Raw genomic sequence first — 25,087 nt, 5'->3', positions numbered from 1 at the left:
GGGGAGCTGACGGAGTGGCGCGTCTTCATGTCGGCTGCGCGATGTGGACCCACAAGGCGTGGCCCGGGCGGTTCGTGCCGCAGTCGCTGCCGGCCGGCGAGCGCCTGCGGGCCTATGCCGGCTGGTGCAACGCGGTCGAAGGCAACACCACGTTCTACGCGACTCCCGCCCGGACCACGGTCGCGACTTGGGCGGAGCAGACCGATCCCGGCTTCCGGTTCGTGGTCAAGGTGCCCAAGGTCGTCACGCACGAGCGCCGGTTCGCCGGGGTCGAGACCGAGATGCGGGCGTTCCTGGACGCGATCGAACCGCTCGGCGAACGAGCGGTCCTGTGGACCCAGCTGCCCGGCTCGTTCGGCCCGTCGGACGTCGACGCGCTCGGCCGTTTCCTCCGCCGCCTCCCCGCTGACCGCCGCCGCGCGGTGGAGGTGCGTCACCCCGGGTTCTTCACCGACGCCGGCTCGACGTCGCTGCTGGAGGGGGCGCTCGCCGGCGCGGACGCCGAGTGGGTGCCGTTCGACACCACGGTCTTCTTCGGAAGCCCGCCGACGAGCGAAGCCGAGCAGGACGCCTGGGCCAAGAAACCACGGCTGCCCCGGCGGACGCGGGCCCTGACCGACCGGCCGATCGTCCGCTACCTGGGCCGCGACTCGGTCGAGGAGACGGTCGAGGGGTGGCGGCCGTGGGCCGAGGCGGTCGCCGCCTGGCTGCGCGAGGGCCGATCGCCGACGGTCTTCCTGCACACCCCCGACAACAACGACGCACCGGCGCTGGCCCGCCGTTTCCACGACGACGTACGAGCGCTGGTGCCCGCCCTCGACGCGCTGCCCGAGCCGGAGCCGATCGAGCCCGCGACCCTGTTCTGAACCGGTCGCCGCCTGCGGATCGCCCACCGATCAGGTTTTCGCGCCTCGCCCGTCTGTACCTGTGAGATCGACTCACGGAAGGCTGGCACGATGCGGAAACTGATCTTCGGCATGAACGTGACCCTGGACGGCTACATCGCCGCGACCGGCGACGACATCGGCTGGAGCGGGCCGCCGAGCGACGAGCTGTTCCAGTGGTGGCTCGAGCAGGAGCAGGCGAGCGGTCTGACGCTGTACGGGCGCAAGCTGTGGGAGGCGATGAGCTCCCACTGGCCGACCGGCGACCAGCTGCCGGGCGCCACCCCGGCGCAGATCGAGTTCGCGCGGAACTGGCGGGACACGCCGAAGGTGGTGTTCTCCTCGACGATCGACAAGGTCGACTGGAACACCCGCCTGGTCACCGGCGACGCGGTCGCCGAGATCACCCGGCTCAAGGCCGAGGACGGCGGCCCGATGCGCATCGCCGGCGCAACGCTCGCCGGGGCTGCCGTGCGGGCCGGGCTGGTCGATGACTACGAGATCGTCACCCATCCGGTCCTGGTGGGCGGCGGCACGCCGTTCTTCACCGCGCTGGACAGCTGGGTGAACCTGAACCTCGTGGAGACGCGGACGTTTCCCGGCGGTGCGGTGCTGACCCGATACGAGACGAAGCGATGAGCCGCCGGTGATCACAGCGTCGGGGGCAGGTCCAGCCACGGTTTGCCGGCGACGTCGAATCCGGTGAGCTCGGCGATCTGCCCGTCGACGATGTGCAGGACCGCGATGGCGAACGGCCGGTACTCCGGGTCGCCGGGGGTGCGGAGGTACAGCACGGCGGCCGGCATGCGGTTGACCGTCGTGGTGACACCGCGCCAGTCGTCGTGACCGCGCTGGAAGAGCCCACCGGAGACCCAGCCGTCCACCGCGTCCTCGGCCGTCGTGACCAGGGTGCCCGGATCGGGCAGCATCGCGAAGCGCAAGTCGTCGCGCAGCAGGGACATCAGCGCGTCGAGGTCGTTGCGCTCATGGGCGTCGATGTACGACTTCACCGCGCCGCGCTCGTCGGTCGACAGCTCGTGGGTGGCGGGGCTCCGCCAGTCGAGGCGGCCGGCGGGCAGCTGCTCGCGCATCGTCACGCGTGCCCGCTGCAGTGCGCTGGTCACCGAGGCGACGGTCAGCTCGAGGGCGTCGGCGGCCTTCGACGCCGGCCAGCCGAGGACGTCGCGCAGGACGAGCACCGCCCGCTGCCGCGGCGGCAGGTGCTGGACGGCGACGATGAACGCCAGCTCGATCGTCTCCCGCGCCACCACCGATTCCTGCGGGTCCTCGGGGAGCATCCGGTCGGGGTACGGCTGCAGGTAAGGCACCTCGGAGTCCGACAGCCCGGACGGCAGGGGGGTGCGTTTGTCCAGGAAGTCGAGGCAGACGTTCGTCGCGATCCGGTACAGCCAGGTCCGCAGCGCGGCGTGGCCCTTGAACGTCTCCCGCTTGTTCCACGCTCGCAGGAACGTCTCCTGCGTCATGTCCTGGGCGTCGTCGTAGTTCGCGAGCATCCGGTAGCAGTGCACCTGCAGCTCACGCCGGTGGCGCTCCGTGACGAGCGCGAACCGCGCGGTATCACCGGAGCGGGCCGCCGCGATGAACGTGGCCTCGTCGGCGTCCAGCGGTCCAGCGTCGGTCATGGTCATCGATCCTTCCACCGGTGCGAGGGGGCTGCCAGAACTGACGGCGTGGCGGAGGATTTCTGATCGGTGCCGTCGCTGACACCGGGCCGTTCGTCAGGGGCGGATCAGGCGTGGCACTCGTAGAGGGTCTGCGCCATGCCCATCGGCCCGGTCTGCTCGTCCTGCTGGGTGGCCTGCCCGCCGTAAGCCGCCGGGTCGACGGCGGTGCAGTGCTGCTCGGTCCACTGCTGCCGACGCTGACCGGCGCCGCCGTTCATGCCGGGCATGCCGCCGCCGGATCCGCCGAGGACGAACTTCAGCTTGCCTTCGGCCGTCCACTGCTGGAGCTGGCCGACCGAGGGCGAGTCGTCGCTGCCCATGAAGCCGCCCATGCCGATGACCGTCTCGTCGGAGCCGATGATGAAGCCCGCCACCGTGCTCGCCGAGCCGTCGACGGCCAGGGTGATCTCCGCGCCGCCGCTGTGCTGCTTCGCGTAGTCCAGGACGCGGCGCTGCTCGTCGGTGAGCTTGCCGTCCATGGCGCCCATCATGCCGCCGAAGCCGCCGGACGGTCGTTCGGTGCCGCCCGGCATCTGCGGCAGGTCGGCAACTCCAGGGAAACCTGCGCCGGTGCCGCCGGGCAGGTCGCCGGTGCCGGGGAAGCCGCCGGGGCCACCAGTGCCGCCCGGTCGCATACCGCCGAAGCCGCCGCTCGGGCCCGCGGCCGGCATCACACCGAGGTTCTCGCCGGTCGCGGCGGTCGCCGTGGACCACACCGCCGGCACCAGCAGCAGGGTGACCAGCCCGAGCACGAGCGAGACGCGCGAGAGCACCACGCGGCGCGCTTCGGCCAGCCGGCCCGCGAGCAGCGCGACCACGCCCGCCACCAGGACCGCCCAGCGCGTCCAGCCCTGCCACGAAGAATCGCGGCTCGCCAGCACGAAGGCCCACACCGCGGTGAGCGCCACCGCGGCGGGCAGCAGCAGCCACCCGGGTTCACCGAGCGCGCGAAGGAACTGGACGGCTCCGGCCCGCGGCGGAACGTCCGCACGCTCGGCGGCGCCGTCGCCGCGGTAGGCGCGCCAGAACCGCGCCAGCCCGGCCGCGGAGATCGCGGCGATCGCCGGGGCGAGCATCGTCGTGTAGTACGGGTGCCAGATGCCCTGCGCGTAGCTGAACACCACCGCGGTCACCAGCAGCCAGCCGCCCCACGCGAACCAGCCGGCCCGCAGCGCCGCGTCGCCCGGCTGCTTGGCCGCCATCCGCAGGACACCCTGGACGGCGACGACCACCAGGACGACCAGCGCCAGCGGCAGCAGCCACGAGATCTGCCCGCCGACCGACGTGCTGAACATCCGGCCGAGACCGGTGTCGCCGCCGAACATCCCGCCGGCGCCGCCGCCCATCCCGGACGGCAGGGTGATTCCCTCGGGCAGGTCCGGGCGCGGTCCTCCACTGCCCCCGGGGTTGCCTTCGTTGCCGAAGATCCGGCCGAAGCCGTTGTAGCCGAAGATGAGGTTCCAGGCGGTGCCGTCGGTGCTGCCGCCCATGTAGGGCTTGGCCCCGGGCCACCAGTCGTGCAGCGCCGCCCACCAGAACGACGACGCGAACAGGACGACGCCGGCCCCGAGCAGGTCGAGGATCCGCCGCTTGACCGGCGCGCTCGTCCCGGCCAGGTACGCCAGCGCGAACCCGGGGACGACGATCCACGCCTGCATCATCTTGGTGACGAACCCGCAGCCGATGAAGAAGGCGCACCACAGCAGCCAGTTCGTCCGCGCGCGGCTCGTGTCCGCTTTCACCGAGCGCGTGAACGCGTAGGCCGCCGCGACGAGCAGCAGCACGAGGAGCGTGTCCGGGTTGTTGTCGCGGTTGATCGCGACGGTGATCGGGGTCAGCGTGAGGATCAGCGCGGCCAGCAGGGCGACGTTCTCGCCCGCCCAGAGCCGCACCGCGCGGTGCAGCAGGAACACCGCCGCGACGCCCTCGAGCACCTGGGGGAGCAGCAGCGCCCAGCCGTGGAAGCCGAACACCAGCACCGAAAGCGCTTGCGGCCACAGCGACATCGGCGGTTTGTCCACAGTGAACACGCCGTACGGGTCGAACGAGCCGAAGAGGAAGTTCGTGAAGCTGCCCGTCATGGACTTCACAGCGGCCGAGTAGTACGTGTTGCCCAGCTGGCCCGCGCCGATCCGCCACGCGTACAGCACACCCGCGGCGACGCAGATCCCGGCGAACGCCCAGACCTGCCACCTCGCCCGGGGCGGGACTGCGACGCGGCCGGCGGGTGCCGCGTGGTCGGCGGCGACTGTCATTGTTCGTCCTTTCGGTTGTCCTTGCGGAAGACCCAGCTGCGCAGGAGCACGAACCGGCCCGCGGTGCCCAGCACCGAGGCCGCGAACAGCACCGTCAGCTCCAGCACGCGCCCGGGTTCCGGGTCGAACGCGTGCAGCGCGAGCAGCGCGGCCGAGGTGAACGCGTAGTAGCCCCGGGGGCCAGCCGCGAGCCGATGGCCAGGTCGGAGTGCCCGTTGACCAGCGGAGCCACCAGCGGCAGCAGCGCGTCGAGCCCGGTGGAGAGATCGACGTCCATGTACACGACGACGTCGGCAGTGCTGGCCCGCCAGGTCTCGCGCAGGGCCAGACCGCGGCCCTTGCGGTCGAGGTGGCACACGCGGACCGCGTCGTGCTCGCGGGCGAGTGCCTCGGCGACCTCCAGCGTCCGGTCCGTGCTGGCGTTGTCGGCGATCACGATGGTCCAGCCGAAGGGGAACTGGTCGCGGAGGAACTCGCGCAGCACGTGCACGCAGCCGGGCAGTGCGCGTTCCTCGTTGTACACCGGGATGACGATGTCCACCGTGGCCGTCGCGGCACGGTGTTCGGGGGAGGTCCGCAGACCCCCGGTCGCGCCGACCGACATGCTTCCTCCGTTCTCGCTGGTTCGCGGCCGAGCACGACGCTGTGTGACCGGTTACGTTGCCCATACGGTGGACTACTGATCGTGAGAAGCACCTGGTCTTCGCCTGAGAGAATCATGAGAAGTGGATCTACAGCTCACGCACAGGCTGACCGCGTAGCCTCCGCCGGGTGCGACTGCTGGTGGTGGACGACGATCCCGACGTGCGGGAAAGCCTTCAGCGCAGCCTGGAGTTCGAGGGCTACGGCGTCGACACGGCGATCTGCGGTGTGACGGCGCTCGAAGTCGTTGCGGGCGAACGGAAGCCCGACCTGGTGATCCTCGACGTGATGATGCCCGGCGTCGACGGCCTGGAGACGTGCCGGCGCATCCGCGCGGCGGGCGAGCGGCTGCCGGTGCTGATGCTCACCGCGCGCGACGCGCTCGGCGACCGGGTCACCGGCCTCGACTCCGGGGCCGACGACTACCTCGTCAAGCCGTTCGCCTTGGAGGAGCTGCTCGCCCGCGTCCGGGCGCTGCTGAAGCAGAACCGCGGCCGCCGGTCCGTGCCCGAGGTCCGCCGGTTCGCGGACCTGGAGCTCGACCCGCGCACCCGCGAGGTCACCCGTGGCGGGCAGCGGATGGAGTTGACGCCGACCGAGTTCGACCTCCTGACGGCTTTCCTGGACGCCCCGGGCAAGGTGCTGACCAAGCACCAGCTGCGGCAGGCGGTGTGGGGGACGGAACCGAGCCGTACCAACAACCTCGACGTCTACGTCGGGTACCTGCGGCGCAAGACCGAGGCGGGCGGGGCGAGCCGGCTGCTGCACACCGTCCGCGGTGTCGGGTTCGTGTTGCGGGCGCCGTGAAACGCCGCGGAGAGCGCCGGATGCTGCTGCGCAGCCGCGTCGCGCTGATCACCGCGGCGATCGTGGCGTTCGCGATCGCGTCGATCAGCACCGTGACGTACGTGACCACGCAGCACAACCTGCGTGCGCAGCTGGACGAGACACTGCTTGGCGGCTGGCCGCCGCCCGGCGCGCAGGACCCTGCCGTGCCGAAGCCGGACTGGGCCGACCTGTGCCGTGCGGTGAACGAGGGCCGTCCGCTGCAGCGGTTCCTCGAAGGGATCCAGCTGCTCAAGGCGGACGGGACGACGTGCTCGCCCGCCGGGGTGGACTCGGTCGTGCTCGAGCCGTCGGACCGGACGACGCGGACGGTGACGCTGCGGGACGGTCACACGCAGTCCGGCGCGCCGGTGCGGGTGCTGCTCGGCCCGGCCGGCGACGGGACCGTCGTGGCCATCTCGCGCAGCCTCGCCGAGGTCGAGAGCACGCTGACCGGGCTGCGCAACGTCCTGGTCGTGGTGTCGGTGCTGGGTGCGGCGCTCGCGGCCGCGGCGGGCCTGCTGCTCACCCGCCGGACGCTCGAGCCGATGGCGCGGCTGACCGGCGCCGCCGAGGAGATCGCGCGGACCCAGGACCTCGAGCTCCCGGTGGCGGTGTCCGGCCGCGACGAGGTCGGCCGGATGGGCCGCGCGTTCGCCGCGATGACCGGCGCGCTCGCCGAGTCCCGCCGTCGCCAGCGGGCGCTCGTGGCGGACGCGGCTCACGAGCTGCGCACCCCGTTGACCAGCCTGCGCACCAACATCGACCTGCTCGCCCGCAGCGAGCACACCGGCCGTCCGCTGGCGGGCGGGCAGCGCGCCCGGACGCTGGACCGGCTGCAGGTGCAGGCGGAGGAGCTCGGCGACCTCGTCACCGAACTCGTCGTGCTCGCCCGCGACGAGCACGAACTGGAGCAAGCCGAGGTCGCCGTGGCCGCCGTCGTCCGGCAGGCGGTCCGGCGGGCGTCGAGCCGCGCCCGGGACCACACGTTCGACGTCGAGAACGCCGAGTGGTCGATCCGCGGGGACGCGGGCGCGCTGGAGCGGATGGTCCTCAACCTGCTCGACAACGCGATCAAGTTCTCGCCCGCCGGGTCCGTGGTCACGGTCCGTTCGGCGCCGGGCCGGATCTCCGTCGCCGACGACGGCCCCGGGATCGCTCCGGCGGACCGCGAACCCGCGTTCGGCCGGTTCTGGCGGGCCCCGGCGGCGCGCGCGTTGCCGGGATCGGGCCTGGGCTTGGCGATCGTGGCGGACACCGCGACCGCCCACGGCGGGCGGGCGCGGTTCGAGGATCCGCCGGACGGACGGGGTGCGCTGGTCGTCGTCGAGCTGCCGGCCGGACCCGCCTGACGAAGGCAGTGACCTCGCCCACAGCGCAACCCATGAAATAGGCAAAAGGTTCATGCTCATTTCATGACTTGGTCCGCGACCGCGCGCTACAGCCTGGTGCCCGCCCCGGGCAGCCTGGGGTTCGTCCACGACCTGCTCAACACCCGGTCCGCGGGCCGTCCCCGCCGGCCCGATCTGCTCGCCGAGGTGACGTCGGCGCAGGACTGGGCCGGCGAGGCGCTGGCGGCCTGGGCCGGGGAGACCGGTCAGGAAGTGCCCGCGGTGGCTCTCGGCGAGGACGACCTCGACCCGCTTCGCGACCTTCGCGTCGACCTCCACGCCCTCGTGGCCGGACCGGCGGCGCCGCAACCCGAACACCAGGCCGGGGTGGTTCTCCGCCTCGGCTCGGACGGCCGGGTCCGGCCGGAACCGCGCGGCACCGGCTGGCGGGCCCTGGCTTCGGTCGCCCTGATCGCGATCGCGGACGCCCAGGCCGCCGATACGTGGCGCCGTCTCAAAGCCTGCCGCAACCTCCGGTGCGAGGCCGCGTTCTTCGACCGCTCGCGCAACAACAGCGGCACCTGGCACGACGTGCGCGTCTGCGGCAATCCGGCCAACCTGCGCGCCTACCGCGCCCGGCAACGGTCCGAAAAGAACTGAAAGCAAAACACCTATTTCGGAGGTCCTCCATGCGTGCGATCCAGTACGACGAGTTCGGCGACTACGACGTCCTCAGCGTCGTCGATGTCCCCATCCCGGTTCCCGGCCCCGGGCAGGCTCTCGTCCGGCTCACCTTGGCGGGGGTGAACCCGCTGGACGACACCGTCCGCCGCGGCAAGCTTCCCGCGGCGGCCGTCCGGCCGCTGCCGATCCGGCCCGGCGGGTTCGGCGTCGGGGTCCTCACCGAACCGGGCGCGAGCGAGTTGCCGGCCGGGACCCGCGTCGTGCTCAGCGTCGGCCGGTACGGCGTGGGCGCCGACGGCACGTGGGCCGAGTACATCGCCGTCGACCCGAAGCACGTCCTGCCCATCCCGGACAGTGTCGACGACACCGCCGCGGCGGCGCTCACCGCCGCGACCGGGCACCTCACCGCTTACCTGGCGCTCACCGAGCTCACCGGGTTCCGCCCCGGGCAGTCCGTGCTCGCGCCCGGCGTCGGGGGCGGTGTCGGGCAGGGCGGCGTGGACATCGCCCGGGTCCTCGGCGCCGGCGCGGCCATCACGACCGCCACGGGCACCGCGAAGGCCGAGCGCGGCCGCGCGGCCGGGTTCGAGGTGATCGACCTGTCCACCGAGTCCCTCCGCGACGGCGTGCACCGGCTGACCGGCGGCCGAGGCGTCGACGTCGTCCTCGACGGTGTCGGCGGTTCCGTGACCGGCGCGGCGCTGGGTGCCCTGGCCGTGGACGGCACCCTGGTCAGCATCGGCTACGCGGCGAGCACCCGCACCGAAATCGACGTCACCGACCTCATCTGGAAGAACACCCACATCCACGGCTTCCGGTTCGCGCTGTTCACCCCGGAGCAGATCAATTCGGCGAACACGCGGCTGCTCGAAATGCTGGGGCGCAAGGAGATCGTCCCTCTGGTCGACCGCGTGTTCCCGCTGGAGCAGGCCGCGCAGGCGCAACGCCACCTCGCCGAGGGAGGCCCGTTCGGCCGCGTCCTCCTTTCGCTCTAGCCGGGGCGCTCATTGGCGGTGGAGGACGAGGAGGAACTCGGCGGTGCCGTGGTCGTCCAGTGAGCCGAAGGGGCCGTAGCCGGCGGGGCTGGGGATGTCCCAGTCGGCGAACGCGACGGGGATGGTGCCCGCGGCCTGGAGGGTGTCGCCGTCCTGGCGGGCGGTGAGCGTGATGGCGACCGGGTGGGACTGGCCCCGCAGGGAAAGCTGACCCGGGACGGTGACGGAGGTGGCGGCCGGGTCGATCGTCAGCGGCGCGGTCACGGCGACGACGGCCTCGGGGTGCTGGGCCGTGTCGAGGCTGATGGCGAGCTGAGGGGTGGGTTTGCCGTCGGTGGTGAGGGTGGTCAGGTCGACGGTGAACCGGCCGGCGGTGGCCTGGTTCCCGGTGATGGTGAGGCTGCCGGTGACGGATTCGGTGCGCTGGACGACGTCGTTGTTCGCGAACAGGACCGTCTGCCGGATGCGGAAGCCCGCGGTGGATCCGGTGGTGACGTCCCATCGGCCGGTGAGGGAACCGACGGCGGCGCTTGTCGTGGCGGGCAGCGTGAGCGGGGCGGGGACCGGCGTGAGCTTGACGTAGAGGACGACCGAGGCGACGAGCAACAGGACGAGTGCGGCGAGAGCGATGAGGATGCGCCGTGCCCAGCGCCGTCCGCGGTGCCGCGGTGCGTGGTCGAGGAGAACCTGGAAGACGGGGTAGCCGGCGGCGATGGCGTCGAACTCGGCTGGTGGCGCGCCGGGGCTGATCGCCATGTGGGGGCGGGCGCCGGGGACGGTTTCGAGGTAGCGGCGGAGGATCGGGCCGCGGTCCTCGACGGGGATTTCGACCAGCCGGCAGGGGTGGCGGCCGCGGCGGTGCAAGACGGCGTGGCCGTCGGCGGCGCGGACGTTGCGGACCCAGTTGCACCGCTCGCCCAGCATCGGCACCAGGTACCAGTGGCCGTGCCAGTCCGCCATGCCCAGCGGAAACCGCGTCGGGTTCCCGGACCGTCGGCCGATGATCTCGAGGGTCACCCAGCGCCGGGGCTGCAGGCCCAGGCTGAAGACGCCGGCCCACAGCCGGGCGAACCGCCGGGCGGTGGCGTTCGCGCGGGCGCCGCGGTACATCGCTCGCAGCCGGTCGGGGGAGTACAGCCACGTCATCGTTGCCTCCTTGTCGGGTCGTGCTGGGGTAAGCTTGACCGGACATGAGACTTGAGACATAGAGTCCAAAGTAACCAGGGAGTGGCGTGACCGAGTCCGACCGCGCACCGACGGGCCTGGGGCGCCGCCGCAGCCGCCTGTCGGACCACGAGACCGCCGAGCGGATGCTCGAGGCGGCGATGGCGATGGTCGGCCGCACCGGTCTGACGGTGAGCCTGGACCACCTCCGCTTCGAGGACATCATCCGCGAGGCCGGCGTGGCGCGGAGCGCGGTCTACCGCCGGTGGCCGTACAAGGACCTGTTCTTCAGCGACCTGGTCACCGAACTGGCCAAGGCCGCGGTCCCGAGCGCGGCCGACACCGATGCGATCATCGGCCTGATCCAGAACGTCGTCAGTGCGCACCAGGACCGGTTCGGCACCGCCGAGGGGCGGCACGCGATGCTGGTGGAACTGTTCCGGCGGGCGGCGCTGCAGGACTTCCAGGCGCTCTACGGGTCCGCCGAGTGGCGCACCTACCTCGCGTTGCACGCCACGTTCCTGAGTCTCGCGGAAGGCCAACTGCGGCAACGAATCCAGGAGATCCTCGCCCGTTCGGAGCACGGCTTCATCACCCGCGTCGCCACGGCCTGGCAGCAGATCGCCGGGTTGTTCGGCTACCGGCTGCGGCCCGAGCTGGGGTCCACGTTCGAGACGGTGGCGACGCTGGTCAGCGCCACCGCCCGCGGCTTGATCCTGATGGCACTGTCCACACCGGACCTCGCCGGCGAACGCATCCCGGCCCGGCCATTCGGCGCGACGGCGACCGAGGACTGGTCACTCCCGGCCCTGGGCATCGCGGGCACGGCGGTGGCTTTCCTCGAGCCGGACCCCGGAATCAGCTGGGACGACGACCGGATCGAAGCGGTGAAAGCTGCGGTGGCTTCTCTGACGATACCGAGTCCGTGACGTCGCGCCAGGAGTGCTACGACATGGTCAGAGTGCCGGCTTGCCCGGCTGGTAGAGCCAGGTGCGGAAGAACGAGTCGAGGTTGCGGTTGGTCAGCCGCTCGACGAACTGGATGAACTGCCGCGTCGAGACATTGCCGTATCGGTTGGCCGTCGGCCACTGCGTGAGCACGCGGAAGAAGGCGCGGTCGCCGATCTTCATGCGCAGCGCCTGCAGTGCCATCGCGCCGCGGTTGTAGACCAGATCGTCGAAGATGTGATCACGTCCGGGGTCGGCGACTTTGCCACTCCAGTCGTCCTCGTCGGCGTAGGCCTTCGCGAAGGTCTGTTGCACGGGGACGTTGTTGAATTTCTCCTGGTAGAGCCATTCCGAATAGGTCGCGAAGCCTTCGTTGAGCCAGATGTCCGACCAGTGCACCGGAGTGAGGCTGTCGCCGAACCACTGGTGGCCGAGTTCGTGGGCGAGCAGGTCGCCGTCGACGTCGCTGGTGCTCTGGTCGTAGACCGGCCGGCTCTGGGTCTCGAGGGCGTAGCCGACGCCGACGTCGGCGAGGATGCCGCCGGTCGAGTCGAACGGGTACTGCCCGTACACCGAGGATTCCCACTGGATGATCTGCGCCGTGGTCTGGTTGAACACCTTGCCCTGACCGGGTTTGGTGTCGATCGACTGGCCGATCGCGGTGATGTTCGGCAGGCCGCCGGCCGCCACACCGCGGGTGACGTCGTAGTGGCCGATCGCGATCATGCTCAGCTCGCTGGCCATCGGCCGGTTCATGGTCCAGCGGAAGGTGGTCTGGTGGTCGTGCGTGGTGGTGGGCCCGGGTTCGCCGTTGGCCAGCACGGTGAGTCCGGTCGGCACGGTGATGGTCTGGGTGTAGGTCGCTTTGTCGTCGGTCGTGTCGTTGACCGGGTAGTAGGTCGCCGCGCCGATCGGCTGGTTGAGCGCGATCGCGCCGTCCTTGGTGGTGACCCAGCCGGAGAGGCCCAGCGCAGGGTCGTCGATCTTCTGCGGGACGCCGGCATAGCTCACCGAGACGACGAACGTGCTGCCCTTCCGCAGACCGTGCGGCGGGGTGATCACCAGCTCTTGGGCACCGCTGCGGGTGAAGGCGGCGTTCTGGCCGTTCACCGACAGTCGGCTGATCCTGAGCGGTCCCTGGAAGTCCAGGTCGAAGCGGGAGAGGTCCTGTGTGGCCGTGGCGAGAATCGTCGTGGTGGCGTCGATCGCTTTGGACGCGGGGTCGAACGCCAGCCGGATGTCGTAGTGGCTGACGTCGTAGCCGCCATTGCCCATGTCGGGGAAGTACGGATCCCCCGCGCCCGGCGCACCGGGCGAGTACCGCGGCGCTTGTGCGGGCGCCGCATCCGCTGCCGGGCTCGCCGCGGCCAGCAGACCGGCGGACAGAAGGCAGGAGATGATCACCAAGTGGCCACGACTACGGTTGGCGCCTCGCATGGGAGTCCTCCTCGGCAATCATCGACGCTGAAGAGTAGGTCCGATCCGCCACAAGGATCAACCCCGTTGCGGCGCCCGCGAAGTCCGGTTCGGGCGGTTCGTGACCGGTTGTGCCACAGAGGTCTTCGATCCCGGTATGCGGCCGCGGCCAGTCCGCTCGTTGCGAGGAATGACTGCGGTAGCCTGCGGCGTGCTCGATGCAGGTGTCGGCTTGATTGCGGAAGATCTCCGTCGCTATAGCGAGGACGACGTTGCCCTGTGGGTCATAACGTGTTCGGATGACGAACTGCTTCGGGTGTGTTCGGTGGCCGAATGGCTCCTCCTGCGAGGCCCGGCGCTACCTTCCGGCTCGGGCATGATGAGCGCAAAGGCATGTGCGCTCGCCGCGGTGTACGTCTGTGAGGGAAAGCCCCGCAATCTGAGGCGACGTCGCCGCAGGCCGGCATCGGCCGCAGCCGAGCTTTCGCCGGATGCCGACCGTCGGCCCGATTTGATGGCCCAGTCGAGCGCTGGTCGCGACTATGGTGTCGGGAAGGATGCCTGCGACTTCTGGAGCGCAACCGAGTAACTCCATGACGATTTCGTGGCAGCAGCCAGATGACGACCGCTCAGCGGAATGAGGGCTATGCGCCCGTGTCGATGTACGCCGCCCATAGACTCGGACTGTCGGGGACCGAGTGCGTACCTACTTCGCCGGTGATGCCGGAGAAACGTCGATGAGCCCTCGTGCGGAAATGGGGATCGTCCTGCTGGCGATCTGCGCTCTTTTGGTGACGACGGTGTTCGTAGGGATCCGGCGGCGGGAGAAAACCGGGGGTATCGGCCAGGTCCCGCCGCCGGCCCCGGAGTACGCGCGCCGGATTACCGCGCTGCAGGACGAGGACTACGACCTCGTCCTGCGGGGCGGGGCCATTGTCAACGGCGTCAGCGCGACGTGGCCGTTCGCCGGTCTGCTGGTCAGCCGAAACCAGATCGAACTGCGCGTCGGGGTCCTTATGCCGATCCGGATCGCCCGCGCCGAGGTGACTGGCGTATGTCGGGTGCGTGGTCCGTTCGGCCGCGGTTTCAAGTTCCGGACCGCGTCGGGCCGGTTGGACAAGGTGAGCTTCTGGCCCGTGGGCAAAGCCGCGGAACAGCTGGCCGAGCTCGGCTGGCAGATCTCCCGGTGAGGTGGGTGGCGCCGAGATCGCGCCACCCACGAGCACGGCTCGGTCAGACCAAGGTTGCGTACTGGATCTGGTAGCGCCAGTCTGCCGAGTCTCCGGGGTTGGCATCGCCGTACTGGACGTCGAAGCTGGTGGCCTGGGCCTCGATGCCCAGATCACGGATGTGGTTGTCACCCGCGTCACCACTGGCGGTGTTGTCCAGGAAGAACCCTCGGATGACCTTCTCCCCGCCCAGGGCGGAGCCGGTCGCAGTGCCGGTGGCGTGCACCGTGTTGAGGACGGTCGCGAGGAACCCGAGCCGGGACCGGGGCACCCAGGCGTAGCTGACGTCGTAGGTGAACGGATCGTCGCCGTTGTTGTCCTTGTACTGCACCGTCAGCCGGCTGCCGCTCTCCGACACCCCGATCATGTCGAGGTGGTGGTCGCCGTTGTCGAAACCGAACCGGAAGCCGCTGAGCACGAAGACGAAGTCCCCGGCCGGGCGCGTGAAGAGCGGCACGGAGCACTGGCCGGCGCAGGTTCCGTGGAACGACGCCGGCACGATCCCGGCCGGATCGACGCGCTCGTGGGAGACGCGATAGCCATAGTTGTCGTCGCCGTTCTCGTCGGCGAACGTGACCTCGACCGCGGACTGCTGCGGCAGTGGCATCGCCGCGACCTGGCGGATGTGGTGGTCTCCGCTCGTGAAGTGGTACTGGAAACGGCCGAGCAACGGCGCGCCGAACACGCCGACGCCCGGGAACACCGTGCCGTGGGCCGTGCCGCTCACCTCTTCGAGCTGGGCGGCGTCGGCCGTGGCCACCCCGCTGGCGAGCAATCCGACTACTGCGGTCACCACGGTCAGAATGCGTACTTTCTTCATACGTCCTCCCCGACGTGCTCGGAATTCCCGCGTGTCCCGCGGACGCCCTCACGTTCCCCCGGCTTGTCGACAGTCCGTCGACAACGCTTCATCAGTGCGGAGGGGCTGTTGTCAATCCGGCTTGTGCACGACCGGCAGATAGCGGCCTCGAGCGTCGGCTCCGGCGCCCGGTTCGGCGGTCCGCCGGCTCCGCTCGTCGGCGATGCCGTCAGCTGACCTGGAGGTCGATGCACGAATGCCGCGCCATCTGGCTGATCACCACGAGCCGGTCCTCGAACAGCTCGGGCGCGATCTCGATGCGATCCCGCCGGGACAGTCCAGTGAGGATCACCGCCGGCCTCGGAGGAGCGTTCTCGGCGAGCCGACGCAGGCCGGGCAATGCCCAGGTCAGCCAGTTCGCGTTCTCAGGTCTTGCCCTGGTCGACCGGGCTCGGTCCGGTGGCGGCGCCTCATTCGCACGGGCGGTCGGTCGTCGGCGGTGTTGGCGGTGGGGAAGCCGGAGATGGCGCCTTTGGTGCCGTCGGTGCGGCGGTAGCGGACTCGCCAGGTGTCGTCGCCGGCGGGTTCGGTCCAACGGGGCTTGGATCCACCCGAGCACTACCAGGCCGAGCCAGGTCGTGTAGCCGGCCCACTCGCATGAGCGGCGTTGCTTGAGGAACCCCTCCCGGGTTGAGGTGCCGCTGAGAGCAGCTCACCGGGACGCACGCTCTGCGGCTCCTTATCGCACACGTCGCCTGACCAGCGATGTTCGTCACGGGGTGACCTAACCTGAACGCTTTGGGCGGGCGTTGGCAAAGACGGGGTGTCAGGGCGAAGCGAAACCCGAGGAGCTTCATGTCGTCAGACGCGGAACTGATCGGTAGGTCGCTGCGCGGAGACACCGATGCCTTCGTGGAAGTGATCAGCCGGCACGAGACCGCGCTCGGGAACTATCTGGCGCGCAGAGTGGGGCGGCAGGCAGCCGAGGACGTGCTCGGCGATGTGTGGGTGGCGGCTTACGAGTCCCGTGCGAACTATGACCGTTCGTATCCCGAAGCCAGGCCTTGGTTGTACGGCGTCGCGCTGAACAGGCTGCGCCGGCACTGGCGGTCCGCGCCGGCCGAGGAGCCGGCGTCGGACCTGACCGGCGTGGCGAGTGACTGGGATCCCTGGCCGGCGGTGGATGCCCGCGTGGACACACAGGCACTGCTGAGCAGGGCACTGGCTCGGCTCAAACCGGAAGAGCGGGAAGTGCTGGGCCTGGTCGCCTGGGAGGACCTGACCGTCGCCGAGGCCGGGCGGGTGCTCGACATTCCGGCCGGCACGGCCCGCCGCCTGTTGCACCAGGCGCGCAAGGCGTTGCGTGAAGCCCCCGAAGTGGTCGCGCTGCTGCAAGTCCCGACAACGTGAAAGACAGCCCATGGATGAAATGGATCTCATGAAGAATCTGCGTGACGTGCCGTCCCCCGGTCCCGAGGCCTATGACCGTGCCCGTACGGCACTGCGGACGGCGATGGGGGAGCCCGTGGCCACGGTCGTGCGACCGAAGCGCTGGTTCTCCTGGCCCAAGGTCGGCGTCGCCGCCGTGAGCGCGGCAGCCGTCGCGGCGGCCGTGGTGATGGGTACGTCCGGCGGCAGCGTCCCGGCCGGCCCGTCCGGCGCGGCCCCGCAGGCGGCCGAGGCACCGCTGGTGAAGCTGGCCTCCGCGGTCCAGGCGGCCGGTACGCAGCCAGGAGACGCATCGCTGATCATCAACACGAAGTTCGGGCTGGACAACAAACCGGACCTCAACTACACCCTCTACACCGACAAGGGCCAGCAGTTCACGGGCGACTCGGCGAAGACCCTGGTGGACGCAGTCGTCAAGGGCGACGCCCAGCCCGCTACGCCGTACGACGGGAACGTGATGGCGGCGGCCCGTCTTGCCGCGAACGGCGACGTCGACAAGGCCAGGATCGCGATGATCACCGCGGCCGGCAATGCCCTGGGAGTCGGCCTGAGCCCCGCCGAGGCCGACAAGGCCTGGGCGGCTGCCCAAGCGGAGACCGCGGAGATGTTCCGCAAGATCGGCAAGACGGTTCCCGCCCCCAAACCGCGTCCGACGGGCAAGGACCTGGAAAACCTCATCAACAACCACCTGTGGAGCAACACCGAACACGCGCTGTTCGCCAACGCCGCCGATGCGGAGGTCCGCGCGGGCGTGCTGAAGCTGTACGCGACCATCCCGGACATGATCGTCGGCAAGACCACCGTCGACGGCCAGGCCGCGCTGACCCTCACCGCGCCCCCCGCCATCCTGGGCGGCAGTACGGACGTCCTCACCATCAACGCCGGCAACGGCCTGCCGATCCGTGAGGAGATCACCTCGGCGGAACCGTCCAAGCGCTGGGTGGTGAACTACAAGTCCGCTCGCGTGACCCTCGCCGACGTGGCCGCGGGCAAGATCTGATCCTCGTACCGAACTGTCCTGGGAGGGCCGAGATCATCTCGGACCCTCCCAGGACCGTTCTGTCTGTGCGTCGCCGCCGTCGTCGTGCCTGAATTGCGTGTCGTCGGAGTCCGGCGTGAACCTGTAGTGCGTTCCGGCCAGAGTCAGGTCGACCCGGTACCAGCCGCGGGTCAGTTTTCCCGGACCAGGTCGCAGCTCGGCCTCGACGCCGTCACTCGGTCGGCCGAGACCACCACGTCTGCGCCGCTCCGAGCGCGATGCGGGCCAGCAGCACCGCGGCCCCGGTGCCGGCGATCAGCCGGGCGCCGAGACCGTCGAGCCGGATGGCGAGCCAACCGCCCGCAACTGCGCCAAGCACGGAGAGCAGGAAGTCGACGATCAGCAAGGGCGTCAGGGCGAGCAGGGCCATGTCAGCTCCGGTATCCCCGCGCCGGCTTCGCCGCGCCAGGTGCAGCGAGAGCGTGGCGGTGCCGGCGAACGCGACCCAGGCCAGGCCGAGCATCACCCACAGGACCGCGGTCACTGGGCTTCCCCCGCTGCACAACCAGACACATCGGAATTCATAGTGGCCTCCCTATCCGTCCCGACCAGGGTGAGCTTGTTCGGACACTCTGTCAAGACACTGTGTCCGGACAGGTGTCCGGTAGCTGTCCATGCCATCGGTGACCCGGGTCGCCCTTCCAGCAGCAAGGGAGCGGAGGCGGCTTCAGTTCCCGAAGGTGCGGCGGTAGGCGGTGGGGGTGGTGTCCAGTACGCGCCGGAAGTGCAGTCGCAGGTTGGCAGCTGTACCGAGTCCGCAGTCACGTGCCACGCGGTCCACCGGGTGATCGGTGGTCTCCAGTAGTTCTCGTGCCCGGCCGAGACGGGCGTCGAGCAACCACTGCAATGGGGTCGTGCCGGTCTCCTCGGTGAACCGGCGCATGAGGGTGCGCTTCGAGAGGCCCGCGTGCCGGGCGAGTTCGCGTAGGGTGGCCTGCTCGCCGAGGCGTTGCAGAGCCCACTCGCGAGTGTCGGACAGCGACGCGTCGCCGGCTACCGCGACCGGGGTGGGCACGTACTGGGCTTGTCCGCCTTCGCGGTGCGGGGCGGCGACCGGGCCACGGGCGATCCGGTTGGCCACTACCGCGCCGAGGTCGCGGCGCACGATGTGCAGGCACAGGTCGATGCCGCAGCACACTCCGGCCGAGGTGAGGACGTTGCCCTCGTCGACACAGAGCACGTCGCGATCCACTGACACAGCGGGGAAATCGTGTTCGAAGTCGTCGATGTACCGCCAGTGGGTGGTGGCGTGCAGGCCGTCCAGCACGCCTGCCGCGGCCAGCACGAACGCCCCCGTGCAGATCGACACCACCCGCTTGCCCCGCTCGTGCGCCTCAGCCAGTGCGGCGAGCATGGCTTCGGGCTGTCGGCGAGCACCTGCTCGAGGTCTCCCTCGGTGACCACCGTGAAGCCTCCGGTGGTGTGCACTGATCCTCGGCTGTCATCGGGACCCTCCGGCCGGTGCGGCCCAAGGGGACGAGCGGTCGCCGGACCGTCGTCGAAGCGACTACGTCCTGTAACTCGCCGACGATCATGGACACCAGATCGATGCCGTGCCCGAAGGCGACGGTGAGCATCGTGGCCCCGAGTGCGCGGTCGAGCGTGTATCGCATGCGCTCGGAGACGGGGGTACCCCACTCGACCGAGGACGCCAGCACCGTCGCGGACAGCACCTCTCCCGCGTATCCGCCGGCGACGAGGTCGGCCAGCCAGCGGGTGGTGGGTGAGGAACGCCCTCGGAGCCCGATGAAGGCGCGCGTCCCGCGAGCGGCTCGGTGCATTTCCTCGGCCTCGGCCGGATCGACGGCGAACGGCCACTCGCTGAGCACCGGTACGCCCGCCGCCGGCACGGGCAAGATCAGCTCGTGATGCCTGGGCACCTTGACCGCGACGACCACCAGGTCGACGTTCTCGTCCTCGGCGAGCTGCCGGACCGATGCGTAGCCGGGCACCCCGAACGCGGCGCCCCTCCCGACGCGCTCAGGCCCACGATCCCGACACCGGTCGGCCGTCTTCCGGGTTCTGCCATCGCCTTCCTTTCGCTTCACCTTCGCCAGTTATGGTCTCTCGGTACAGAAGCTGGCCCGGTCCGTTAGCCCGGCCAGGCGAGCAGCGCCGTGGCGACGATCTCATCGAGTTCGTCGGTCCCCAGGCCGTTCGCGGCCTGGACCGCAATGCCGAATCCCATCGTCATGATGAACCGGGCGAGACGCCTCGGATCGGCGTCCGGCCCGAGGTCGCCCTCGCCGACGGCACGCCGGAAGCGCTCCTCGAGCCGTACGCCCGCATCGTTGCGCCAGTCGACGAGGACATCGTGCGCCGGGCGGCCCTGCTCGCTCAGCGCCAGTGCGCCCTGAACGGACAGGCACCCGGCGGGGGCGCCCGGCGATGTCGTGGTCCGGACGGCTCCGCGAAGGAACGCCTCGGCCACCCCCCGTGCCGTGGGCTCGTGCAGGGCGCGCGTTGCGTAGGAGGCGGGACCCTCGGCGTAGCGCTTCACTGCCTTGCGGAAGAGCTGCTCCTTGTTGCCGAAAGCGGCATACATGCTCGACTTGGTGATCCCCATGGCACCGGTCAGATCCGTCAGGCTCGTGCCGTCGTAGCCCCGAGCCCAGAACACCTGCATGGCGCGCTCCAGCGCCTCGTCGATGTCGAACTCCCGGGGGCGGCCGAACGCTGTGCTCCCCGAACCACCCATGGCGGCGCCCTCCTCGCTCCAGAGCCACTGTCTCTCGTCACAGCAGACTTTAGTACCGAACGGTCCCGATGTGCTAGCGTTCTGTACCGACCGGAACTTAAAGCGGTCGACCTCACGTCAGAAAAGGACATCAGGATGAAAACCACCTCGCTCGGAGGGCTGGAGATCTCCCGCATCGGTCTCGGCGCGATGGGGATGTCAGCCTTCTACACCGGAGCCGGCCGGCTGGACGATCAGTCGATCCGCACGATCCGGCACGCCCTGGACCTCGGCGTCACCCACATCGACACCGCGGAGGTCTACGGCCCCTTCGTCAACGAAGAGCTGGTCGGCCGAGCCATCAAGGGGCGCCGGGACGAAGTGGTACTGGCCACCAAGTTCGGCCTCGTCTCGCACACCGGGCGCCCCGGCCCGGACAGCAGCCCGGCCGGCATCCGGGTCGCCGTCGAGGGATCGCTGCGGCGCCTGGGCACCGACCACATCGACCTCTACTACCAGCACCGCGTCGATCAGGACACCCCGATCGAGGACACCGTCGGAGCCCTGGCCGAGCTGGTTGCCGAGGGCAAGGTCCGCTACATCGGCCTGTCCGAGGCAGGCCCCACGACGATCCGGCGCGCCCACGCCGTGCACCCGCTCGCCGCGGTGCAATCCGAGTACTCGCTGTGGACCCGCGACCCCGAAACGGAGGTTCTGCCGGTCCTGCGCGAGCTCGGCGTGGGCCTGGTCCCGTACTCGCCGCTCGGCCACGGGTTCCTCACCGGCAACATCCGCTCGTTGGACGGCCTCGACGCCGACGATTGGCGCCGCACCAACCCGCGATTCACCGGCGGCAACCTCGAACTCAACCTGCGCATCGTCGACGAGGTCACCGCCGTCGCCGCCGAAGCCGGGGCCACCCCCGCACAGGTCGCCCTCGCCTGGCTGCTCGCCCAGGGCGACGACATCGCCCCCATCCCCGGCACCACACGCATCGACCGGCTCGAGGAAAACACCGCCGCCGACGGCATCGAACTCGCCGACGCCCAGGTAGCCCGGCTGAACAACCTGGAGTCGGCCGCCGGTGACCGCTACGACGAAGCCAACATGGCCGCCGTCAACCGCTGACCGACCGCGGACTCGGGCCCGGTCGGGCATCCGCAACCAGCCGACCACACCTTCAGGGGAAAAAATGAGAACGAGAATGACGGTACTGACCAGGGCGATCGTTGCCGTCGTCACGGCGGCCACCGCTGTCGTGGGGGCCGGCCTGGTCTCGGCCGATGCCGCCGTGACCTCCCGGCCGGAGTCGGCTGCCGTGTCGAGCGCCGCCGCCCGGACCGCCGAATCGTCGCACCGGCCGCCGATCGGCTACCAGTCGAACTACGCGTGGGTGAACGGTTTCCGGATGCACTACCTCCGCGGGGGCAGCGGCTCACCGGTCGTTCTTCTGCACGGTTTTCCGCAGACGTCCGCCGAGTGGGAGCCGCAACTTCAGGCACTCGCCGAGAACCACACCGTGATCGCGGTCGACCTTCGTGGAACCGGGGACTCCTCGGTTCCGGCGACCGGCTACGACACGGCACAGTTGGCTGACGACGTGCACACGCTGCTCGCCCACCTCGACCTGGCCAAGGGCATCCAGATCGTGGCCCACGACATCGGCGCGTGGATTGCCTACCCTTACGCCGCGATGTGGCCCACCGAGGTCAGCAGGATGGTGGTGATGGAGGGGCCCATCCCCGACCGGTCCCTCTACACGTTCCCGGCCTTCCCTCCCGAGGGTGAGCTTTCGACGTGGCACCTGGGATTCTTCCAGAAGGACTTCGCTCAGGATCTTGTCCGTGGGCACGAGCGTGACCTGGTCAAGGGGTTCATCGAGCAGTACCTGGCGGTGGACAGCGCGTTTGACACCGGCGACTACGAGTTCTACGCCCGATACCTCCGCGAGCCCGGCCGGTTCGAGGCGTGGATGGACATGTACCAAGCGCTTCACACCGACATTGCCCAGAACGAGAAGTTCCGTGAGTCGGGGCTACTGAAGATGCCGGTCCTGGCCGTCGGTGGCGAAGAGGCGCTGAGCAGTGCCGTCGGTACACAGTGGAAGGGCTACGCCTCGAACGTCGAGACCCAGGTAATGGCCGACACTGGCCATTGGCTCACCGAAGAACGACCGCGGGAGCTCACCGCGCTGCTGCTCGAGTTTCTGCGCTGAGGGCTGGAAACGCTGACACCAACCTCTGAACATCAGGGCGTGCACTGTCCGAGGACCGTGCACGCCCTGGCGTTCTCGATGCGGTGGCCGCGCCGATCCTCGAGGGCCGTGGCGTCGACCACGGTCAGGCCGCACCCGAGTCTTCGCCACACGGCGGAGGTCACACGGCCGCAACTCCGCCCGAATGCTTGGTGATGAGCGGTATCGAGAACCTGCTGTATTCCGCGCCGGCGGCCGGCGCCCAGGGTCGGCCGGAGTGTATTCGGGCCAGGTCTGGGCCCAGCCGTTGCTTCGGCTCCTCCTTCACGCCGGTCCTCAACCGCCGTCGACTCGTGCGTGCCTAGCTACCTGAATCATTGGCCTTTGTGTCGGTGCTGCTGGGGGCTGATGCCCGTATGGCGGTGGAAGGTAGGGCTGAAGTCGGCGGGCCGCCTGAAGCCCCATCGTGCGGCGATGGAGGTGATGGTCAGAAGACTCAGGCGCGGTTCGCTCAGGTCCCGTCGTCCACGATCCAGGCGACGGTGTCGGATGGGAACTACACAGTTGCGAGCCACGGTTGGGCGTGACCGAGTGGGCTCAAGAGCTGGAGCGAGCGGGGCTCGCCCCGTCGACGGTGAGCTCGCAGCTGAACCTCCTGTCGACGCTATTGATCGATGCCGCCGGCGAGCGGCTGATCCCGTTCAACCCGGTGCGCCGGCGGAGGCGTTGTGGCCGGCGGTCACGGCGGGCCGTGGCGGAGCGGATCTGGGCGTGGTGCGGTTGTCCGAGCAGGCCGGTGTCCTCGGCGGACCGATCGCGCGGCTGCTGGTCATCACCGCGGCGTGGACCGGCTGCCGGTGGGGCGAGCTGGCCGGTCTCCATCGCGACAATGTCGATCTCGGACGTGGCGTGATCGTGATTGATCCGCTGGTGGGTGCGTTGCACGAGTCGGGTCGATGCGGTGGCTGGGTCCGCCGAAGACCCGGGCTTCGGCGCGGGCGATCGCGTTGCCGCCGTTTCTGGTTGCGCTGCTGCGCGAGCATCTCGCGCGGCACCCGGTATGGGTTCGTGTTCACCACGCCGAGCGGGACGTGGCTGTGGCGCTCGACGTTCCTGCGGCGCGTATTCCGCCCGGCGGTCGACGGCAGAGACGCGTCCGGAGCGAAGGCGGGCTGTGCGGCGGTGCGGCCGGGGTTGACCTTTCACGGGTTGCGGCACAGTCACAAGACCTGGCTGATCGCGGGCGGCGCACCGGAGATTGCGCAGGCCCGCAGGCTTGGTCATCACCCGGACAACCGGGCTATCGAGACCTACTCCCACGTCGCCCGGAGGTCGAGCAGCGGCTGCTGGATGATCTCGAGCGCCGCTGGCGCATGGCGGCACCACTCCCGCCCACGCAGTCACCGACGGTGGACGGGTGGCGCCCGTTGTCACCCTCTTCACCACGGTGGGGGTCACTCGCCGACCGAGCCGACGAGCAGCGGGAACACCGGGTGGACGCCGGACCGGGGCTGGGGCAGTGCTCCAGTTTTGCCCCAGCGGGAGCACAAGATCACGCCGTAAGACGATCACCGATGATCCAACCGGGAACGTAGAAAACCCCTCCGACCAGCCACAACGGCTGAAGCGAAGGGGTTCTGTGAGAGTGGAGCTAAGGGGACTCGAACCCCTGACCCCCTCACTGCCAGTGAGGGTCGATCATGGCTCTGACCTGCGGCGATAGAGAATCGCCTAGTCGGATGATGCGCTTGATCGCCGTTGCTTGCAACCGTGTGTTGTTCAGTGCAGTTGTAACAGGGGGTCTGCCCCAGCTGTGCCCCAGTGAAATTGGTGAGAGGACTGCGCCGCGCGCGTGTCGAACATCTGGCGCATTCGGCAAGTGACGTGGGCTTGGATCCGGCCGATCAGGATCTCGCAGCCGGTGTCGTGCAGCCGGACCAACGGTTACGAGCGACCTTGGCTAGCGAGCCCCGTCTCGAGCCGAGGTGCCGATGAGGTGGCTCGCCAGGGCGCACGCTATGCGGCATGAGCGGATGTCTGCGACCCTGGTCACCGGCATCATTCAACTGGAAAGTTCGACGATGGTGCGCGTCGTAGCGCCGCGATGACATAACCTATCGTTGGTAAGCGGCGCGCATATACACCTATGGGCGCGGGAAAGCGGACAGCGCCGCTTCGACCTGACAATGTTGCACCATGCAGAACAGTGATCATGGGCTTCAGGCTGGCGGCGTCACCTTTCGGTTGGCTGATGCCGGCCTGCGCCCGGTGGTTGAGCAGTTGGGGCAGCTGGAACAGCACGACTTGTCGCAGTGGACGGGCGATCTGCCGGGACCTACGGGGCTGTTCGACTTCCCGCGGCTGTCGCGGTTCTTCACTGACGCTGACCACGATGCCTATGTGATCTACTCCGACGGACGGCTGGCAGGCTTTTGCTTGCTCCGCCCCTTCGAGGGCACGGCCACATTCATCACCGCGTTCTTCATCGTTCGCGCTCTACGGCGTCAAGGCGTCGGGCTGGTAGCCGCCACCGAACTCATCCGGTCACGTCGGGGACGCTGGGCCATCGCCTTCCTGGAGGAGAACGCACCGGCAGCACGTTTCTGGAGGCAGGTGGCGACCGAGGTCGTCGGCGAGCACTGGACTCAGGAACTTCGCCGCCATCCGGACGGGGTTCGTACCTTCACTTTCCTCCATGTCGACGTCGACCGGGACGAGCGCATCCTGCACTGACCGCATCCACCGACGCCGCTCGCACGCACATCGGCTACTTGTTGAATGGCGGTACGACCGATGCCGGGCCAGGCTCGGTCGAGGTGTTCGACGGGTGGCTCTCTCATCGGCTGCCCACCACGCTGTCGGGTGTGGCTCA

General features: G+C 69.6%; 26 protein-coding genes and 1 pseudogene. 14 read left to right on the top strand and 13 right to left on the bottom strand.

Annotated elements, in window-relative coordinates; all coding sequences use genetic code 11:
- The first annotated feature begins 14 nt into the window (after positions 1 to 14).
- A complete protein-coding gene (locus tag QQ657_RS35670) occupies positions 15 to 866 on the top strand; it encodes a DUF72 domain-containing protein (RefSeq protein WP_491047360.1) in 852 nt (283 codons plus the stop codon).
- Between the two features lie 90 nt (positions 867 to 956).
- Positions 957 to 1,523: a dihydrofolate reductase family protein gene (locus QQ657_RS35665; RefSeq protein WP_284746722.1), complete on the top strand. Its 567-nt coding sequence runs from the start codon at positions 957 to 959 to the stop codon at positions 1,521 to 1,523.
- Between the two features lie 11 nt (positions 1,524 to 1,534).
- Here QQ657_RS35665 and QQ657_RS35660 read toward each other — a convergent pair whose 3' ends face one another.
- The 3 genes and pseudogenes from QQ657_RS35660 to QQ657_RS35650 all read right to left on the bottom strand — a co-directional run.
- Complete coding sequence (locus QQ657_RS35660; protein WP_284746721.1) at positions 1,535 to 2,527, bottom strand: RNA polymerase subunit sigma-70; 993 nt, start codon at positions 2,525 to 2,527, stop codon at positions 1,535 to 1,537.
- Positions 2,528 to 2,634: 107 nt separating this feature from the next.
- The gene (locus QQ657_RS35655; RefSeq protein WP_284746720.1) at positions 2,635 to 4,824 is read right to left on the bottom strand and encodes an ArnT family glycosyltransferase; all 2,190 of its coding nucleotides are present in this window, start codon (positions 4,822 to 4,824) and stop codon (positions 2,635 to 2,637) included.
- A 133-nt stretch (positions 4,825 to 4,957) separates the two neighbouring features.
- A pseudogene (locus tag QQ657_RS35650) lies at positions 4,958 to 5,428 on the bottom strand (glycosyltransferase); the annotation flags it as partial.
- A gap of 167 nt (positions 5,429 to 5,595) precedes the next feature.
- Here QQ657_RS35650 and QQ657_RS35645 point away from each other — a divergent pair.
- The 4 genes from QQ657_RS35645 to QQ657_RS35630 all read left to right on the top strand — a co-directional run bounded on the left by QQ657_RS35645 (position 5,596) and on the right by QQ657_RS35630 (position 9,301).
- Positions 5,596 to 6,273 (top strand): response regulator transcription factor, encoded by a 678-nt coding sequence (locus QQ657_RS35645; RefSeq protein WP_086856611.1) that lies wholly within the window; start codon positions 5,596 to 5,598, stop codon positions 6,271 to 6,273.
- 20 nt (positions 6,274 to 6,293) lie between these two features.
- A complete protein-coding gene (locus tag QQ657_RS35640; protein WP_284746719.1) occupies positions 6,294 to 7,643 on the top strand; it encodes a sensor histidine kinase in 1,350 nt (449 codons plus the stop codon).
- Between the two features lie 63 nt (positions 7,644 to 7,706).
- Positions 7,707 to 8,282: a CGNR zinc finger domain-containing protein gene (locus tag QQ657_RS35635; RefSeq protein ID WP_284746718.1), complete on the top strand. Its 576-nt coding sequence runs from the start codon at positions 7,707 to 7,709 to the stop codon at positions 8,280 to 8,282.
- Positions 8,283 to 8,311: 29 nt separating this feature from the next.
- Entirely contained in the window at positions 8,312 to 9,301 is a 990-nt protein-coding gene (locus QQ657_RS35630; protein WP_284746717.1) for a quinone oxidoreductase family protein, read from the top strand.
- 9 nt (positions 9,302 to 9,310) lie between these two features.
- Here the strand turns inward: QQ657_RS35630 and QQ657_RS35625 are convergent, their stop codons facing one another.
- Positions 9,311 to 10,447 carry a YceI family protein gene (locus QQ657_RS35625; RefSeq protein WP_284746716.1) on the bottom strand — a complete coding sequence of 379 codons (1,137 nt, stop codon included), beginning with the start codon at positions 10,445 to 10,447 and terminating at the stop codon, positions 9,311 to 9,313.
- A gap of 86 nt (positions 10,448 to 10,533) precedes the next feature.
- Here QQ657_RS35625 and QQ657_RS35620 point away from each other — a divergent pair, with 86 nt between their 5' ends.
- A complete protein-coding gene (locus QQ657_RS35620; RefSeq protein WP_284746715.1) occupies positions 10,534 to 11,394 on the top strand; it encodes a hypothetical protein in 861 nt (286 codons plus the stop codon).
- A 27-nt stretch (positions 11,395 to 11,421) separates the two neighbouring features.
- On the opposite strand, the gene QQ657_RS35615 is transcribed toward QQ657_RS35620, so the two are convergent.
- Positions 11,422 to 12,849: a M1 family metallopeptidase gene (locus QQ657_RS35615; protein WP_284746714.1), complete on the bottom strand. Its 1,428-nt coding sequence runs from the start codon at positions 12,847 to 12,849 to the stop codon at positions 11,422 to 11,424.
- Positions 12,850 to 13,565: 716 nt separating this feature from the next.
- Between QQ657_RS35615 and QQ657_RS35610 the strand changes: the two genes are divergently transcribed.
- Positions 13,566 to 14,018, top strand: a complete 453-nt coding sequence (locus QQ657_RS35610) for a hypothetical protein (RefSeq protein ID WP_284746713.1) — start codon at positions 13,566 to 13,568, stop codon at positions 14,016 to 14,018.
- 43 nt (positions 14,019 to 14,061) lie between these two features.
- Here QQ657_RS35610 and QQ657_RS35605 read toward each other — a convergent pair whose 3' ends face one another.
- Complete coding sequence (locus tag QQ657_RS35605; protein ID WP_284746712.1) at positions 14,062 to 14,850, bottom strand: hypothetical protein; 789 nt, start codon at positions 14,848 to 14,850, stop codon at positions 14,062 to 14,064.
- Positions 14,851 to 15,085: 235 nt separating this feature from the next.
- On the bottom strand, positions 15,086 to 15,208 hold the full coding sequence (locus QQ657_RS35600; RefSeq protein WP_284746711.1) for a hypothetical protein: 123 nt from the start codon (positions 15,206 to 15,208) through the stop codon (positions 15,086 to 15,088).
- A 503-nt stretch (positions 15,209 to 15,711) separates the two neighbouring features.
- Here QQ657_RS35600 and QQ657_RS35595 point away from each other — a divergent pair.
- Together QQ657_RS35595 and QQ657_RS35590 are read left to right on the top strand one after the other, a co-directional pair.
- Positions 15,712 to 16,266 carry an RNA polymerase sigma factor gene (locus QQ657_RS35595; protein ID WP_284746710.1) on the top strand — a complete coding sequence of 185 codons (555 nt, stop codon included), beginning with the start codon at positions 15,712 to 15,714 and terminating at the stop codon, positions 16,264 to 16,266.
- A 28-nt stretch (positions 16,267 to 16,294) separates the two neighbouring features.
- Positions 16,295 to 17,305, top strand: coding sequence for a hypothetical protein (locus QQ657_RS35590; RefSeq protein WP_284746709.1), 1,011 nt, complete (start codon positions 16,295 to 16,297; stop codon positions 17,303 to 17,305).
- 211 nt (positions 17,306 to 17,516) lie between these two features.
- On the opposite strand, the gene QQ657_RS35585 is transcribed toward QQ657_RS35590, so the two are convergent.
- The 4 genes from QQ657_RS35585 to QQ657_RS35570 form a co-directional block, all read right to left on the bottom strand.
- Positions 17,517 to 17,828 (bottom strand): TMEM199/VMA12 family protein, encoded by a 312-nt coding sequence (locus QQ657_RS35585; RefSeq protein ID WP_284746708.1) that lies wholly within the window; start codon positions 17,826 to 17,828, stop codon positions 17,517 to 17,519.
- Between the two features lie 183 nt (positions 17,829 to 18,011).
- Positions 18,012 to 18,698, bottom strand: a complete 687-nt coding sequence (locus QQ657_RS35580) for a helix-turn-helix domain-containing protein (protein WP_284746707.1) — start codon at positions 18,696 to 18,698, stop codon at positions 18,012 to 18,014.
- Positions 18,679 to 19,392 carry a Gfo/Idh/MocA family oxidoreductase gene (locus QQ657_RS35575; protein ID WP_284746706.1) on the bottom strand — a complete coding sequence of 238 codons (714 nt, stop codon included), beginning with the start codon at positions 19,390 to 19,392 and terminating at the stop codon, positions 18,679 to 18,681. Before QQ657_RS35575 ends, QQ657_RS35580 begins: the two co-directional genes overlap by 20 nt.
- Positions 19,393 to 19,436: 44 nt before the next feature.
- Complete coding sequence (locus tag QQ657_RS35570) at positions 19,437 to 20,042, bottom strand: TetR/AcrR family transcriptional regulator (protein WP_284746705.1); 606 nt, start codon at positions 20,040 to 20,042, stop codon at positions 19,437 to 19,439.
- Positions 20,043 to 20,177: 135 nt separating this feature from the next.
- On the opposite strand from QQ657_RS35570, the gene QQ657_RS35565 reads away from it, so the two are divergent.
- On the top strand, positions 20,178 to 21,149 hold the full coding sequence (locus QQ657_RS35565; protein WP_284746704.1) for an aldo/keto reductase: 972 nt from the start codon (positions 20,178 to 20,180) through the stop codon (positions 21,147 to 21,149).
- A 76-nt stretch (positions 21,150 to 21,225) separates the two neighbouring features.
- The gene (locus QQ657_RS35560; protein WP_284746703.1) at positions 21,226 to 22,236 is read left to right on the top strand and encodes an alpha/beta fold hydrolase; all 1,011 of its coding nucleotides are present in this window, start codon (positions 21,226 to 21,228) and stop codon (positions 22,234 to 22,236) included.
- A 353-nt stretch (positions 22,237 to 22,589) separates the two neighbouring features.
- Here the strand turns inward: QQ657_RS35560 and QQ657_RS56795 are convergent, their stop codons facing one another.
- Together QQ657_RS56795 and QQ657_RS35555 are read right to left on the bottom strand one after the other, a co-directional pair.
- Complete coding sequence (locus QQ657_RS56795) at positions 22,590 to 22,790, bottom strand: helix-turn-helix domain-containing protein (RefSeq protein WP_350310729.1); 201 nt, start codon at positions 22,788 to 22,790, stop codon at positions 22,590 to 22,592.
- Between the two features lie 22 nt (positions 22,791 to 22,812).
- Positions 22,813 to 23,160: a hypothetical protein gene (locus QQ657_RS35555; RefSeq protein WP_284746702.1), complete on the bottom strand. Its 348-nt coding sequence runs from the start codon at positions 23,158 to 23,160 to the stop codon at positions 22,813 to 22,815.
- Between QQ657_RS35555 and QQ657_RS56790 the strand changes: the two genes are divergently transcribed.
- Entirely contained in the window at positions 23,041 to 23,778 is a 738-nt protein-coding gene (locus tag QQ657_RS56790; protein WP_350310733.1) for a tyrosine-type recombinase/integrase, read from the top strand. The genes QQ657_RS35555 and QQ657_RS56790 overlap by 120 nt on opposite strands.
- A gap of 633 nt (positions 23,779 to 24,411) precedes the next feature.
- Complete coding sequence (locus QQ657_RS35550; protein ID WP_284746701.1) at positions 24,412 to 24,948, top strand: GNAT family N-acetyltransferase; 537 nt, start codon at positions 24,412 to 24,414, stop codon at positions 24,946 to 24,948.
- The last annotated feature ends 139 nt before the right edge of the window (positions 24,949 to 25,087 follow it).

The organism is Amycolatopsis ponsaeliensis, from assembly GCF_030182635.1.
In the GTDB taxonomy this organism is placed as follows: domain Bacteria; phylum Actinomycetota; class Actinomycetes; order Mycobacteriales; family Pseudonocardiaceae; genus Amycolatopsis; species Amycolatopsis ponsaeliensis.
The sequence above is the reverse complement of the archived record's forward strand: the minus strand, read 5'-3'. Positions and strand labels throughout refer to the sequence as shown.

Excerpts from the sequence above, each read along its gene's own strand:
- QQ657_RS35550 (WP_284746701.1), top strand. The coding sequence starts at position 24,412 with ATGCAGAACAGTGATCATGGGCTTCAGGCTGGCGGCGTCACCTTTCGG.
- QQ657_RS35635 (WP_284746718.1), top strand. The coding sequence starts at position 7,707 with ATGACTTGGTCCGCGACCGCGCGCTACAGCCTGGTGCCCGCCCCGGGC.
- QQ657_RS35660 (WP_284746721.1), bottom strand. The coding sequence starts at position 2,527 with ATGACCGACGCTGGACCGCTGGACGCCGACGAGGCCACGTTCATCGCG.
- QQ657_RS35560 (WP_284746703.1), top strand. The coding sequence starts at position 21,226 with ATGACGGTACTGACCAGGGCGATCGTTGCCGTCGTCACGGCGGCCACC.
- QQ657_RS35665 (WP_284746722.1), top strand. The coding sequence starts at position 957 with ATGCGGAAACTGATCTTCGGCATGAACGTGACCCTGGACGGCTACATC.
- QQ657_RS35630 (WP_284746717.1), top strand. The coding sequence starts at position 8,312 with ATGCGTGCGATCCAGTACGACGAGTTCGGCGACTACGACGTCCTCAGC.
- QQ657_RS35570 (WP_284746705.1), bottom strand. The coding sequence starts at position 20,042 with ATGGGTGGTTCGGGGAGCACAGCGTTCGGCCGCCCCCGGGAGTTCGAC.
- QQ657_RS35590 (WP_284746709.1), top strand. The coding sequence starts at position 16,295 with ATGAAGAATCTGCGTGACGTGCCGTCCCCCGGTCCCGAGGCCTATGAC.
- QQ657_RS35565 (WP_284746704.1), top strand. The coding sequence starts at position 20,178 with ATGAAAACCACCTCGCTCGGAGGGCTGGAGATCTCCCGCATCGGTCTC.
- QQ657_RS35610 (WP_284746713.1), top strand. The coding sequence starts at position 13,566 with ATGAGCCCTCGTGCGGAAATGGGGATCGTCCTGCTGGCGATCTGCGCT.
- QQ657_RS35595 (WP_284746710.1), top strand. The coding sequence starts at position 15,712 with ATGTCGTCAGACGCGGAACTGATCGGTAGGTCGCTGCGCGGAGACACC.
- QQ657_RS35655 (WP_284746720.1), bottom strand. The coding sequence starts at position 4,824 with ATGACAGTCGCCGCCGACCACGCGGCACCCGCCGGCCGCGTCGCAGTC.
- QQ657_RS35580 (WP_284746707.1), bottom strand. The coding sequence starts at position 18,698 with ATGCTCGCCGCACTGGCTGAGGCGCACGAGCGGGGCAAGCGGGTGGTG.
- QQ657_RS35640 (WP_284746719.1), top strand. The coding sequence starts at position 6,294 with ATGCTGCTGCGCAGCCGCGTCGCGCTGATCACCGCGGCGATCGTGGCG.
- QQ657_RS35615 (WP_284746714.1), bottom strand. The coding sequence starts at position 12,849 with ATGCGAGGCGCCAACCGTAGTCGTGGCCACTTGGTGATCATCTCCTGC.
- QQ657_RS35625 (WP_284746716.1), bottom strand. The coding sequence starts at position 10,447 with ATGACGTGGCTGTACTCCCCCGACCGGCTGCGAGCGATGTACCGCGGC.